The organism is Corynebacterium sp. p3-SID1194 (genome assembly GCF_025144155.1).
In the GTDB taxonomy this organism is placed as follows: domain Bacteria; phylum Actinomycetota; class Actinomycetes; order Mycobacteriales; family Mycobacteriaceae; genus Corynebacterium.
The window spans coordinates 121,119-135,204 of the sequence record NZ_JALXWY010000004.1 but is presented as its reverse complement, the minus strand read 5'-3'; the positions used below and the strand labels follow the sequence as shown (position 1 = coordinate 135,204).

General features: G+C 62.9%; 9 protein-coding genes. 5 read left to right on the top strand and 4 right to left on the bottom strand.

Features of this window, described 5'->3' with window-relative positions; all coding sequences use genetic code 11:
* The first annotated feature begins 40 nt into the window (after positions 1 to 40).
* From M3G19_RS04925 to M3G19_RS04905, 5 genes are all read left to right on the top strand, one after another.
* A complete protein-coding gene (locus M3G19_RS04925; protein WP_259901103.1) occupies positions 41 to 1,447 on the top strand; it encodes an NAD(P)H-quinone dehydrogenase in 1,407 nt (468 codons plus the stop codon).
* A 124-nt stretch (positions 1,448 to 1,571) separates the two neighbouring features.
* A complete protein-coding gene (locus M3G19_RS04920) occupies positions 1,572 to 2,711 on the top strand; it encodes an ATP-binding protein (RefSeq protein ID WP_259901100.1) in 1,140 nt (379 codons plus the stop codon).
* Between the two features lie 182 nt (positions 2,712 to 2,893).
* Positions 2,894 to 4,405, top strand: a complete 1,512-nt coding sequence (gene prpD, locus M3G19_RS04915) for a 2-methylcitrate dehydratase PrpD (RefSeq protein WP_259901098.1) — start codon at positions 2,894 to 2,896, stop codon at positions 4,403 to 4,405.
* A 74-nt stretch (positions 4,406 to 4,479) separates the two neighbouring features.
* Positions 4,480 to 5,631: a bifunctional 2-methylcitrate synthase/citrate synthase gene (locus M3G19_RS04910; protein ID WP_259901096.1), complete on the top strand. Its 1,152-nt coding sequence runs from the start codon at positions 4,480 to 4,482 to the stop codon at positions 5,629 to 5,631.
* A gap of 150 nt (positions 5,632 to 5,781) precedes the next feature.
* A complete protein-coding gene (locus M3G19_RS04905) occupies positions 5,782 to 9,222 on the top strand; it encodes a pyruvate carboxylase (protein WP_259901094.1) in 3,441 nt (1,146 codons plus the stop codon).
* A 168-nt stretch (positions 9,223 to 9,390) separates the two neighbouring features.
* Here the strand turns inward: M3G19_RS04905 and M3G19_RS04900 are convergent, their stop codons facing one another.
* The 4 genes from M3G19_RS04900 to M3G19_RS04885 form a co-directional block, all read right to left on the bottom strand.
* Positions 9,391 to 10,914, bottom strand: coding sequence for an ABC-F family ATP-binding cassette domain-containing protein (locus M3G19_RS04900; protein ID WP_259901090.1), 1,524 nt, complete (start codon positions 10,912 to 10,914; stop codon positions 9,391 to 9,393).
* 376 nt (positions 10,915 to 11,290) lie between these two features.
* The gene (locus M3G19_RS04895; RefSeq protein ID WP_259901088.1) at positions 11,291 to 11,929 is read right to left on the bottom strand and encodes a DUF305 domain-containing protein; all 639 of its coding nucleotides are present in this window, start codon (positions 11,927 to 11,929) and stop codon (positions 11,291 to 11,293) included.
* Between the two features lie 76 nt (positions 11,930 to 12,005).
* Positions 12,006 to 12,839, bottom strand: a complete 834-nt coding sequence (locus tag M3G19_RS04890; RefSeq protein ID WP_210573768.1) for a carbohydrate ABC transporter permease — start codon at positions 12,837 to 12,839, stop codon at positions 12,006 to 12,008.
* A complete protein-coding gene (locus M3G19_RS04885; RefSeq protein WP_259901086.1) occupies positions 12,836 to 13,963 on the bottom strand; it encodes a carbohydrate ABC transporter permease in 1,128 nt (375 codons plus the stop codon). The genes M3G19_RS04890 and M3G19_RS04885 overlap by 4 nt, the downstream gene beginning before the upstream one ends.
* Between the last annotated feature and the right edge of the window lie 123 nt (positions 13,964 to 14,086).

Sequence of the window (14,086 nt, the reverse complement as noted above, 5' to 3'; positions counted from 1 at the left end):
CCCGGAAACTGTGCAGACGCGAAGCGCAAAGGAGACATGCGTGTCCAAGAAGATCGTGATCATCGGCGGCGGCCCGGGCGGCTACGAGGCAGCACTCGTCGGCAGTTCTTACGGCGCGGACATCACGTTGGTCGAGGATCTCGGTGTCGGTGGCTCCGGCATTCTGCGCGATGTTGTCCCGTCCAAGGGCTTCATCGCGGGCACGAATATCAAGACCGACCTCCGCCGCGCCGACGCCATGGGGCTTAAGCATGGCCTCAGCGAGGTGAACCTGTCGGTTCCGGCGCTGAACAACCGCGTGGTCGCCCTCGCCTCCGAGCAGTCGCGCGATATCCGCAACCAGGTCGAGCGCGCCGGCGTTCGTCTGATCAACGGCCGCGGCCGCTTCGCGTCCAAGCAGGAGGGCCACACCACCCACCGCGTCGAGGTGGAACTCAAAGACGGCACCGTGGAGACCATCGACTGCGACATGGTGCTCATCTCCACCGGCGCATCCCCGCGCGTGCTGCCGAAGGCGAAGCCGGACGGCCGCCGCATTTTGAACTGGCAGCAGATGTACGACCTGATTGAGATGCCGGAGCACCTCGTCGTGGTCGGCTCGGGCGTGACCGGTGCGGAGTTCGTCTCCGCTTACGCTGAGCTCGGCGTGAAGGTGACCATGGTGGGTTCCTCCGACCGCATTCTCCCGCACGACGATGCGGATGCGGCCGACGTGCTGGAGCAGGTCCTGTCCAACCGTGACGTGACCCTGGTCAAGGACGCACGAGTGGACAGCGTGGAGAACACCGGCGACGGCGTCATTGTGCGCACGAGCGACGGCCGCGAGATCACCGGCTCCCACTGCCTGATGTCCATCGGTTCGATCCCGAACACGAAGGATCTGCAGCTCGAATCCCAGGGCGTGGACGTCACTCCGTCCGGCCACATTCACGTGGACCGCGTCTCCCGCACCAATGTCGCCGGCATCTACGCCGCGGGCGACTGCTCCGACCTCATGCCGCTGGCCTCTGTCGCCGCGATGCAGGGCCGCATCGCGATGTACCACGCGCTCGGTGAGGGCGTCGAACCGCTGCGCATCCGCACCGTCGGCAACGCCGTGTTCACGCGTCCAGAGATTGCAGCCGTCGGCATCACGGAACAGCAGATCCACAACGGCGAGTACTCCGCCGACATCATCAAGCTGGACCTGGCCACCAACCCGCGCGCGAAGATGCGTTCGCTCAAGACCGGTTTTGTGAAGATCTTCGCCCGCAAGGGGTCCGGCCAGGTGCTCGGCGGCGTGATCGTCGCGCCGACCGCCTCCGAGCTGATCCTGTCGCTCACCATCGCCGTGACCAATAACCTCACGGTCGAGCAGCTGGCCAATTCCATGGCGGTCTACCCGTCCCTGTCGGGTTCCATTACCGAGGCGGCACGCCGTCTCGTGCACAAGACGGACCTGAACTAAGCGCTTAAAGCGCCAGTTCAGGACGAAATATAAGTTATATAAGACTGCGGCGGCTGATCGGGAAAATATAGAGAATATAAGCTATATAAAAGCTAAAAGCCGAGGCCCGAGCAGGAGGTTCGCCGTGGGCAATTTATCGCGCAACCCGTTCATTCCCACATTCGGTGTCTCGCCGAGCGTGTTCGCTGGCCGCAATGCGGTCGTGGAGGCGTTCGGTCGCGGGCTGTCCGGCGGCGTCGGCGACCCGCGGCGCGCGCTGTTGCTGTCGGGCCCGCGCGGCATCGGCAAGACCGTCACGCTGAATGAGTTGGAAGACGAAGCCAAGCGCCGTGGCTGGGTGGTGCTCCGTGCGCAGCCGCACGACCTGGTCCAGCCGCTGGTGGATACCGCGATTCCGCACGCCCTGTCGATCCTGAGCCAGCGCCCCGAGGGGCGCCGCCGAATCACGGGCGTCAATATTGCGGGGCTTGGGGGAGTGCGCAGCGAGATCGACGATGGGTACAGCCCCGCGCCCTCACTGATCACGGGCTTGAATTCGCTTGCCGACGAAGCCGGCCCCGACTCCGGCATCCTCATTACCGTCGATGAGGTCCAAAGCGCACCGTCGAATCAGATGTGGGAGCTCACCGCCGCGGTGCAGGACCTGATGCGGGATAACCGCAATATCGCCTTCGCTGCCGCGGGGCTTCCCGAGGGCATCGCATCGCTGTTGCAGCACCCGGGCACGACGTTCTTGCGCCGGGCTCAGCACTCCAATCTGGGGCCGATGTCGCCGGAGCAGACGGCAGAGGTGCTCGCCCAGACCGCAGAAGCAGGTGGGGCGGAGTTCGATCAGGCGGCCTTGCGCGCATCGGTGGCGATGAGTCGCGGCTACCCGTTTTTGATCCAGCTCATCGGATTCCACCTCTTTGAGCGGGCTGGCCGGGGCGGAAGGATCACGGCCGGTGATGTGGACGCGGTGCGCGAGGATGTGCTGGATACTCTCGGCCAGCTGGTGCACGCGCCGGCACTGAGCACGGTTCCGCCGAAGCAGGAGGAATTTCTCGTGGCAATGGCGCAAGCCCAGCAAGAATTGGCGGCGGTGCCGACGGCGGAGATTGCGCGCGTGCTCGGTGCCACCCCGCAGTCGCTCACCATGGCTCGGCAAGCGTTGCTCAAGCGCGAGCTGGTCTACAGCCCGAAACACGGCTACCTGAATTTCACGATCCCGCACATGGGGCACCACCTGCTGAACCGCGGTCCCCGCGACAGCGGCTGGGACTAAGGCAAAGCCAAGCCTTCCACGGCGGGGCGCGAGTTTGCTGGGCAGGTGTGCGGGGCAGAAAGTGGGGAAAGATGGCCCGCGCCCCACATTGTTTCGGCATACTAATTAGTGGCGCGGGACACAAAGGTATCCCGCAGTGATATGAATTGCCCGCGGCGATATTCCCAGGAGGTTTGCTGTCCATGATCGAGCACGAGGTGCGCACGCGCAGGTCGGCGGAGGAGTTTCCGTACGAGGAACACCTCGCCTACAAGGTCGCGCAGGTGGCCGCGGACCCGGTGGAGGTTCCGGAGGAGACCAAAGAGATGATCATCAACCGGATCATCGATAATGCCGCCGTCGCGGTGGCCTCGGTGGTACGCCGGCCGGTGACGTCGGCACGGGTGATGGCGCAGGCACATCCCGTCGATAAGCATGGCGCTTCTGTTTTCGGTGTGGACGGGCGCTTTTCTGCTGAGTGGGCGGCGCTCGCGAATGGCACGGCCGTGCGTGAGCTGGACTACCACGACACATTCTTGGCTGCGGAGTACTCGCACCCGGGCGATAATATTCCGCCGCTGCTGGCGGTCGCGCAGCACAAGGGGCTGGACGGCAAGACGCTGATCCGCGGCATCGCCACCGGGTACGAGATCCAGGTGAACCTGGTCAAGGGCATCTCTCTGCACGAGTTCAAGATCGACCATGTGGCGCATCTGGGGCCGAGTGTGGCGGCGGGCATTGGCACCATGCTGAATCTGGATGTGGACACGATCTACCAGTCGGTCGGTCAAGCGCTGCACACCACGACGGCTACGCGCCAGTCGCGCAAGGGGTTGATCTCTTCGTGGAAGGCGTACGCTCCGGCCTTCGCCGGAAAAATGGCCATCGAGGCGGTGGACCGCTGTATGCGTGGTGAAGGTGCGCCCGCCCCGATCTGGGAGGGCGAAGACGGCGTCATCGCGTGGATGCTGCATAGCCCGGACCGCACCTACACGGTGCCGCTGCCTGCGCCGGGGGAGGAAAAGCGCGCGATCTTAGATACCTACACCAAGGAGCACTCCGCTGAATACCAGTCGCAGGCACCGATCGACCTGGCTCGGCGCATGAAGCAGACCATCGCCGATGCCGGGCGGAAGACGGCGGAGATCGAGTCCATCGTCCTGCACACCTCGCATCACACGCACTATGTCATCGGCACGGGAGCGAATGACCCGCAGAAGATGGATCCGTCGGCCTCGCGCGAGACGCTCGACCACTCGATCATGTACATCTTCGCCGTCGCCCTCGAGGACGGCACCTGGCACTACCGCGACTCCTACTCGCCGGAGCGTGCCGGCCGCCCGGAGACGTTGGAATTGTGGCACAAGATCACTACCACGGAGGATCCGGAGTGGACGCGCCGCTATCACTCGACGGACCCGAATGAGAAGGCCTTCGGCGCCAAAGCAGTGATCACGTTTAGCGATGGGGAAGTGATCGAGGACGAGCTGGCTGTGGCGGACGCACACCCGTTGGGCGCACGGCCGTTCGCGCGGGCGGACTATATCGCGAAATTCCGCACGCTTGCCGACGGGCTGGTCAGCGCCGACGAGCAGGACCGCTTCATCGCTGCGGCGGAGAACCTGGAAAACCTCACTGATCTGAACGAGTTGAATGTCCGCCTGACCGACGAGGCGCTTGCCACCGCGCCGGCGACACCGGAGGGCATTTTCTAAACACCCACGCTGGGCCTGGATATAGCCAGGCCCACTTTTTCACCCAAATAAAAGTTTTGTAGAGGAGAGAAACTATGTCGGAGCAACCAGAAATCCGCAAGGGCCTCAACGGTGTCGTCGCCGATTACACCGAAGTGTCCAAGGTCAACCCGGAGACGAATTCTCTACTGTACCGCGGCTACCCGGTGCACGAGCTGGCCAATAACGTCAGCTTCGAGGAAGTGGCCATGCTGCTGTGGAATGGGGAACTGCCGAACGAGGAAGAGCTGCAGGAGTTCTACGACGTGGCGCGAAGCCGCCGCGGGCTCGACGAGGAGCTCATCGGTGTGATTGAGGCGATGCCGAAAGACTGCCACCCAATGGATGTCCTGCGCACAGCGGTGTCATTTCTGGGCACGCGCGACCCGGAGAAATTCACTCCGGACTCCGACCACATCCGCGATATTGCGCTGACGCTGTTGACCAAGCTGCCCACCATCGTCGCCCTGGATATCCGCCGCCGGCGCGGGGAAGGCTATATCGAGCCGGACACGAGCAAGGGGTACGCGGAGAATTTCCTCTGGATGGTCTTCGGTGATGGGGAAGGGTCGCCGGCGACGATCCCTTCGGATATCGAGGCCTTTGAGAAGTCGATGATCCTTTATGCGGAGCACTCCTTCAATGCCTCAACATTCACCGCCCGCGTGATCACCTCGACGCAGTCCGACACGTGGTCGGCGGTCAGCGGTGCGATCGGCGCACTGAAAGGGCCGCTGCACGGCGGCGCCAACGAATTCGTCATGCACAACATGGTCGCCATCGGCGACCCAGCGAAGACCGAAGAGTGGACCCTGAACAAGCTGAAGAATAAAGAGCTGGTCATGGGGTTCGGTCACCGCGTGTACAAGAAGGGCGATTCGCGCGTGCCCACGATGGAGGAAGCCTTCAAGAAGCTCGCTTCTGAGCACCCGGAAAAAGACGGTGCGAAGTGGGTGGAGATGTACGACATCATGGCGAAGACGATGTACGAGAACACCTCGATCAACATCATGCCCAACCTGGATTTCCCGGCGGGCCCGGCGTATTACATTCTCGGTTTCGATATTGAGTTCTTCACCCCGCTGTTCGTCATGGCGAGGATCACCGGCTGGACCGCGCACATTATCGAGCAGTTCGAGAACAACACCATTATCCGTCCTCTGGCCGCTTACAACGGGCCAGCCGAGCGCCACGTGCCGGGGGCATAAAGGAACCTGGATCCACATAGCTGGATCCACAAAGCTGATTCACCGCAGGGCAGGGCGGAGGGAGAGTAGTCGAGGTCACAGGGCTTGTGCGGTGCGCAGCCTTTAAGATCGATGGGTGTACTGCACCTATCTGATTCAGGGGAGAAATCCATGACTGGTCCTGACCACACGGCCGGAACCGAAGCGGCGCACCTGCCCACATTCAACAAGATCCTCGTCGCTAACCGCGGCGAGATCGCAGTGCGCGCTTTCCGCGCGGCCTTCGAGACGGGCGCCAAGACCGTCGCGGTGTACCCGCGCGAGGACCGCCACTCCTTCCACCGCCCGTTCGCGGATGAGGCAGTTCAGATCGGCGATGAGGGACAGCCGGTCCGCGCATACCTGTCCATCGACGAGATCATCCGCGCTGCGGAAAAGACCGGGGCGGATGCGGTCTACCCGGGCTACGGCTTCCTCTCCGAGCGCGCTGACCTTGCTCGCGCCTGCAAAGAGCGCGGCATCACCTTCATCGGCCCGACCGCCGAGACGCTGGATCTGACCGGCGATAAGGCCGCTGCAGTTCGCGCCGCGGAAGAGGCGGGCCTGCCGGTGCTCAAGGATTCGGAGGCCACCACGGATATCGACGAGCTGGTCGGCTGGGCGGACGATTTCGAGTTCCCCGTCTTCGTCAAAGCTGTGTCGGGCGGCGGCGGAAGGGGCATGCGTTTCGTCGATAAGCCGGAAAACCTGGCCACGCTGGCTGCGGAAGCATCCCGCGAAGCTGAAGCCGCGTTCGGCGATGCGAATGTGTACCTCGAGCGCGCCGTGATCAACCCGCAGCACATCGAGGTGCAGATCCTGGGCGATGCTTCCGGCGACGTCATCCACCTCTTTGAGCGTGACTGCTCCGTGCAGCGCCGCCACCAGAAGGTCGTGGAGATCGCTCCCGCGCAGCACATCACCGAAGAGCAGCGCGAGCGGATCTGCCAGGATGCGGTGAATTTCTGCCGCCACATCAACTACCAGGGTGCCGGCACCGTCGAGTTCCTCGTGGACGAGCACGGCAACCACGTCTTCATCGAGATGAACCCGCGCGTGCAGGTCGAGCACACGGTGACCGAGGAAGTCACCGGCGTGGATATCGTGAAATCCCAGATGCACATTGCTGCGGGCGCGTCCCTGGAGGAGCTGGGCCTGCGCCAGGACGAGATCACGCTGACGGGCGCCGCGCTGCAGTGCCGCATCACCACGGAGGACCCGAATAACGGCTTCCGCCCGGATTCCGGCGTGATCACCGGCTACCGTTCCCCGGGCGGCGCCGGCGTGCGCCTGGACGGCAGCATCTCCGTCGGCGGCGAGATCACCCCGAACTTCGACTCCCTGCTGGTCAAGATGACCTGCCGCGGCAAGGATTTCGAGACCGCTGTGGCGCGCGCCCGCCGTGCGCTCAACGAGTTCTCCGTCAACGGCGTGTCCACCAATATCGGCTTTTTGCGCGCGCTTTTGAGCGAGCCGGACTTCATCAACAAGCGCATCGCCACCAGCTTCATCGAGGACCACCCGCACCTGCTCGAGGCCCCGGCCGCCCCGGACGAGGCTGGCCGCATCCTCGAGTACCTGGCGTGGACGACGGTGAATAAGCCGAACGGCCCGCGCCCGACGAATATCCGTCCGAGCGAGAAGCTGCCGGAGCTCGACTATGAGTCCACCCCGCGCGGCGCGCGCGATGAGCTGCGCGAGCTCGGCCCGCAGAAGTGGGCGGAGAAGCTGCGCGGCCAGACCGCGCTGGGTGTTACCGACACGTCCTTCCGCGATGCGCACCAGTCTCTGTTGGCTACCCGCGTGCGCACGAACACGCTGGTTGCCGCGGCCAAGCACGTCGGCCACCTCACCCCGGAGCTCACCTCCGTCGAGGCGTGGGGCGGCGCGACCTACGACGTGGCCATGCGCTTCCTCCACGAATCGCCGTGGACGCGACTGGAGGAGCTGCGCGACGCGATGCCGAACATGAATATCCAGATGCTGCTGCGCGGCCGCAACACCGTCGGCTACACGCCGTACCCGGATTCCGTGACCAAAGCATTCGTGAAGGAAGCAGCATCCACCGGCGTGGACATCTTCCGCATCTTCGACGCGCTTAACGACGTTTCCCAGATGCGCCCCGCCATCGACGCTGTCCTGGACACCCAGACCACCGTGGCCGAGGTCGCCATGGCGTACTCGGGCAACCTGATGGACCCGAATGAGGACCTGTATACCCTCGATTACTACCTGCGCCTGGCAGAAGAGATCGTCGAAACCGGTGCGCACGTTCTGGCCATCAAGGACATGGCCGGCCTGATGCGCCCGGCAGCCGCTGCGAAGCTGGTCAGTGCTCTCCGTGAACGCTTCGACCTTCCGGTGCACGTGCACACGCACGACACCGCCGGCGGCCAGCTGGCCACCTACCTCGCCGCCGCCAATGCCGGTGCCGACGTGGTGGATGTGGCGTCCGCACCGCTGGCTGGCACCACCTCGCAGCCGTCCATGTCTGCTCTGGTCGCCGCCTTCGCCAACACCGAGCGCGATACCGGCCTGTCGTTGGAGGCCGTGAGCAACCTCGAGCCGTACTGGGAGGGCGTGCGCCAGCTCTACGCCCCGTTCGAGTCCGGCATCCCGGGCCCGACCGGCCGCGTCTACCGCCACGAGATCCCGGGCGGCCAGCTGTCCAACCTGCGCACCCAGGCAGTGGCGCTCGGCTTGGGTGACCGCTTCGAGCTCATTGAGGATTACTACGCCGCGGTGAACGAGATGCTGGGACGCCCGACCAAGGTGACTCCGTCCTCCAAGGTCGTTGGCGACCTGGCGCTGCACCTCGTCGGCGCAGGCGTGGACCCGGAAGAGTTCGCGAAGGACCCGCAGAAATTCGATATTCCGGATTCCGTCATCGGCTTCCTCCGCGGCGAGCTGGGCACCCCTCCGGGCGGTTGGCCGGAGCTGCGCGACCGCGCTCTCGGTGGCCGCAAGGAGACTCCGCAGCTCACTGAGGTGCCGGAGGATCTGGCGCAGGACCTCGAGTCCGATAACCACCGCGTCCGCCGCGCGGCACTGGATAAGCTGCTTTTCCCGAAGCAGTACGCCGAGTTCCTGGAGCACCGCCGCACCTATGGCTTCACCGACCAGCTCGGCGACAAGACATTCTTCTACGGCCTCCAAGAGGGCGAGGAGACCATGATCTGGTTCGGTGACCTAGAAAAGCAGCAGACCCCGCTGGTGGTCCGCCTCGACGCCGTGGGCGAGCCGGACGAAAAGGGCATGCGCCGCGTGATCATCAACGTCAACGGCCAGATCCGCCCGGTCATGGTGCGCGACGAGAACGCCGAGTCCTCCGTCGCCGAGGTGGAGAAGGCTGACGCGTCCAACCCGAACCACGTCGCCGCACCGTTCGCCGGTGTGGTCACCGTGACCGTGAAGGAAGGCGATACCGTCTCCGCCGGCGACCAAGTCGCGTCCATCGAGGCAATGAAGATGGAAGCCTCCATCTCCGCTCCGAAGGACGGCGTGGTCGAGCACATCGCCTTCACCCAGGCCACCAAGGTCGAAGGCGGCGACCTCGTCGCCGTGATCCGCTAAGGGCCATGGCAGCGTAGCGCACAGAAAAAGCCGCTAGGCGCCGTCCCAACTACTGGGGCGGAACCTAGCGGCTTTGTGCTGTGTAGGGGGGGAATGTCGGCGAGAAGGGGTCGAATACCCCAAATAGTTCCCTGGTCGGGAACTATTTTCGGGAAGAGGCCCATAACATCAGGTCAAATCATCGATGGAAACTTCCCTGTTAAGGTTCATACGCTCACAGAAGTCTTCGTCGTGGCTGACGAGAAGAAGCGCACCTGCATAACTCTCAAGAGCGGAGACAAGCCAGTTCACGGTTGAGATATCGATGTTGTTGGTGGGCTCGTCGAGAAGCAAAAGCTGCGGAGCAGGCGACGAAAGAAGAACACGGGCAAACTCAACGCGGAAACGCTCACCACCCGAAAGCGTTCCGATAGGCGCGTGCACAGTCTCATTCTGAAACAACAATTGCGCGAGTTGGTCCCGAATATACTGCGGATCAGCAGACGCGTTGGCCTCCGAGACCAACTCCAAAACTGACCGGTTGCGGTCAAGAACAATGCGCTGCCGGAGGTACCCCACATTCCCAATCACGTACCCCGCGCCTCCGTCTGCAACAGAATTGAGCAGGGTCGTCTTTCCGCTGCCGTTCGGTCCAGTGATCCGGACACGCTCGGGGCCTACAACAGTGAGTTCTGGGATTTCCACAACGCGGGTTCCGTTCGGAAGCGCCGTACCGGGAAGCTCAATGTACACTTGTTGATCGTCGCGGACCTTGTCTTGCGCGTGACGATACTCAGCGAGAGACGACTCCACAGACTCGGCATGAGCCGCACCACGCCGAGCAGCAGTCTTCTCAGACCGATCCTTGTCCAGCCCCATCGCCATGCCAGGTTTACGATTGTTAGCAGCGAACTTCCTTCCGCGACGAGCGTCCCGAGCAATGCGTGTTTGCATCGCCTCACGCTCTCGAACCTGCCTACTGTGAATCGTCTTCTTTTCCCGCACCTCCCGCATCGCTGCATCCTGTTCATTGGCCAGAGCTTCACGGTAGGCGGAGTAGTTACCGGGGAAAAGTCGTAGCTTCCCGTCGTGAAGTTCTGCAATCTCGTCCACGGAATCCAACAAGTCGCGATCGTGGCTCACCACAATCGCAGGAACAGTCGATTTGGAAAGAGAGCGGATCAGCTGGGCTTTCGCTTCCACATCGAGGTTGTTCGTGGGCTCGTCCATGACAATGAAATCGGGGTTGTCAGCCATGAGCGCAGCTAGTGCAACACGAACAGCCTCTCCACCGGACAGGGTAAATAGCGGCCTATCCAGGTTGAGCTCGAGGCCATGAGCTGACAACACAGCCCGAGTCTCTTCGGCAGCATCCCACCGGTCACCGATGAGCTCGAACAACTCGGGATTGAACTGGCCACCTTCGATGGCGTTGATTGCCTCGATGATTCCGGTGATCCTAAAGACGTCTGAAACCGTAGTGTCCGGTTGCAGTCCAAGATCCTGAGGCAGGTAAGCGATTTTCGACGGGCGTTCGACCGAACCAGTGCTCGGTTGTAGCTCGCCGAGGATGACCCTGATCAGACTCGTTTTTCCGGAACCGTTATCGCCGATCAGGCCGGTCAGGTGACTTGAAAATATGGCATTTAAGTCCGAGAAGCAGAGGGTTCCGTTAGGCCACTCGAGGGAGACGTTATTCAGGGAAATAGGCATGCTCATTCAACTTTCTGTTTCGTGTTAGGCGGAAACACGGAATTTGAGCACGGCCTATTCCTTCCTACGGGGACAATTCCTCGTCGAGACTATGACAGTGTCCGTCGGGGGTCAAGGGGTTTGCGCTGCTGAAAGTCGGGATAGGTGATGGTTGAAGGTGGATCGCGGTTGACAGATTGCAGCGGAATCTGTCAGCGACCGGCATCGTGCCTGGTTAGAAATCGACCCTGACAAATTTTGTGAAATATGTCAGGAGTGGGACTCAACGCCCGTAGCGGGCGGGCCTGCAAAATAGTTCACGGGTGAGCCTTGAAGCCGGGAACTATTTCGCCTCTCCGGGGAGCCGACCTGGGGGGAGGGGGAAGAGGAGCGAACTCTACTTGAGAAGCTCTTCCATCTCCTTCATTTCCGCGGTCTGGACGTCGACCATCTCCTGGGCCATGTCGCGCAGCGGGGCATAGCCGCCGTTGTCGATCTGGTCCTGGGTCATGGGGATGACATGATCGTGGTGGTAGTGCATCATCTCCAGGAAAGTGGTGCGCAGCTCGTCGCCTTCCAGCGTTGCGAATTCCTCGAGCTCTTCCGGCTGGAACATGCCGTTCGCGATGTGGGTCGAGTGCATCTCCATGTCGTCCTGGATGCCCCACTCATCGGCCCAGGCGCGCATCTGTTCGTTCTCGCGCTCCTGGCCGTCCTTGATGCGCTGAGCCAGGTCGCGGACCTCTTCGTCGTCGACATCGGATTCGAGCAGCACGTCGGACATGTCGATGGCCTGCTGGTGGTGGGGGACCATCATGCCGAGGAAGTGGACGTCCACCTCGTTGTGCGTCCCTTCCGCCTCGTCCCCGCCGCCGCTGAAGGCCCCTCGAATCGTCGGGCTGAGCGCGGCGATGAGCAGCACGAGCGCGGCGATGACGGCGAGGGCGATGATCCACGGCTTGCGGTTCGGTCGCGTCAGCTCCTCGGATTCAGTGGCACGGACATCAAGTCCATTATTGAGTTCTCTGTCTGCCATTGGCATTCCCTTTCAGTGTTTAGGGTAAGCCTAGCTGTCAGTCCCAGGTCAACGCCACAAAAGTGGGGCAGGCCACTTATCCCTTCACGCCGCCGGCGGTCAGACCGGAGACGATGCGGCGCTGGAAAGCCAGCACCATGAGGATCAGCGGGATGGTGACCAGGGAGCCGGCGGCCATGATCGCCGCATACGGGTATTCGAAAGCGTTCGGACCGGAGAAGCGGGCGATCGCCACGGTGACCGGCTCGGTGGCGTTGGTGGACAGCTGGCGGGCGAGCATGAACTCATTCCACGTGGCGATGAACGCGATGATCGCCGTGGTGAAGATGCCGGGCACCGCCAGGGGCAGCAGCACGAGGCGGAAGGCCTGGCCGCGGGTGGCGCCGTCGACACGCGCTGCTTCCTCGAGCTCCCACGGCAACTGGCGGAAGAACGAGATGAGCGTGTACACCGTCAGTGGCAGCGCGAACGAGATATTCGGGATGATCATGGCGCGGTAGGTGCCGATCCACCCGATGTCTCCGAAGAGCTGGAACAGCGGAGTGACCAGCGCGATGCCCGGGAACATCGACGCGGCGAGAATGATGCCGGTGACGATGCCCTTGCCGCGGAAGTTCAGGCGCGCCAGCGCGTAGCCGGTGAACACACCGACGACAACGGCGAGCGCGGTGGTGATCAATGAGATGATCAGCGAGTTCATGATCGCGCCGAGGAAGTCGTTGCCCTTGTCGGTCGCGAGCGCGTCGCGGAAATTCTCAAGCGTGACGTGCGTCGGCCACGGAGTGGTGTCGAAGGTGTGTTTCTTGTCGCGCAGGGCGGTGATCAGCATCCAGTAGAACGGGGCGAGACCCCACACGAGGATGAAGGCCACGCCGATCTTGTGGCCGATATTGCCGAAATTCTTCTTCATCGCGTTGCCTCCGTGCTCGTCGCCGCTGCGGCCACGGAACTAGCCGCAGCATCATCCCCGTCAGCGGATCCATTCTTTCTCCGCTGTTTCTTCGCCTGCTTCTTCGCTTCGCGTTTCTCCCGCCGAGCGCGGGTCTGATCGCCGCCGACATCGGCGCCGCCGAAGCGCACCATGAGGAAAGCGACGGTGAAGATGAGAAGGAAGATCAACGTGGACAGCGCGGAGGCGGAGTTGAAGTTGTTTTGGCGCATGTCTTCGACCACCAGCTGGGAGATGGTGGCGGTAGGCGAGTTCGACGACCCGGAGATCATGATCACCGGCAGGTCGTACATGCGCAGGGCGTCGAGGGTGCGGAAGAGGATCGCGACCATCAGCGTCGGGCGCACCAGCGGCAGCGTGATGCGGGTGAAGGTCTGCCACGCCGACGCGCCGTCGACACGCGCGGCTTCGTAGACATCCTTCGGGATCATCTGCAGGCCCGCGAGGATGAGCAGCGCCACGAACGGCGTCGTCTTCCACACATCGGCGATGATCACTGCGATACGCGCCGCCCACGGGTCCGTCGTCCACGCGATGGACTGGCCGAGCAGCGAGTTCACGATTCCGTTGGGCGCGAACATGAACTGCCAGAGCTTCGCCGTCACCGCAGTCGGAATCGCCCACGGGATGAGCACGGCAGCGCGGATCAGCGCGCGCACGCGTGACGGGTGGTTCATGATCAGCGCCATGATCATGCCCAGCACAGCCTCCAGCGCCACGGTCACCACAGTGAAGAACAGCGTGATGCCCAGCGCCGGCCAGAAGTCCGTGGCCAGCACGCCGGGCGGGCATTCACCGACGGTCCCCGACGGGCTCATGCACCGGTTCTGAATCCAGTACAGGTAGTTGTCCAGCCCCGCGAAGCCGCCGTCGACGAAGATGCCGGTGGACGGGTCGAGATGGCGGTTGGCTTGGAACGACAGCCAGATGGCGCGCAGGATCGGGTAGCCGATGACCACGGCCAGGACGATCAGCGCCGGGGTGACCAGGCCCCACGCTTTGCCCGCATCGCTGCGGGAGCGCGTGTTCTTTTCAGCGGGTTCCGCGTTTTCCGCAGCTCCGCGCCGCTTGACGACGGTACTCATGAACTCTCCTTAACAACCAGCACGCGCAAAGATGCGCGCTTCGCGCATGGTGCAGGCCCTGAAACAAACAGAGTCTGCAGCTTCGGTCCGTTGAAAAACTGGACCGAATCTGCAGACTGATTT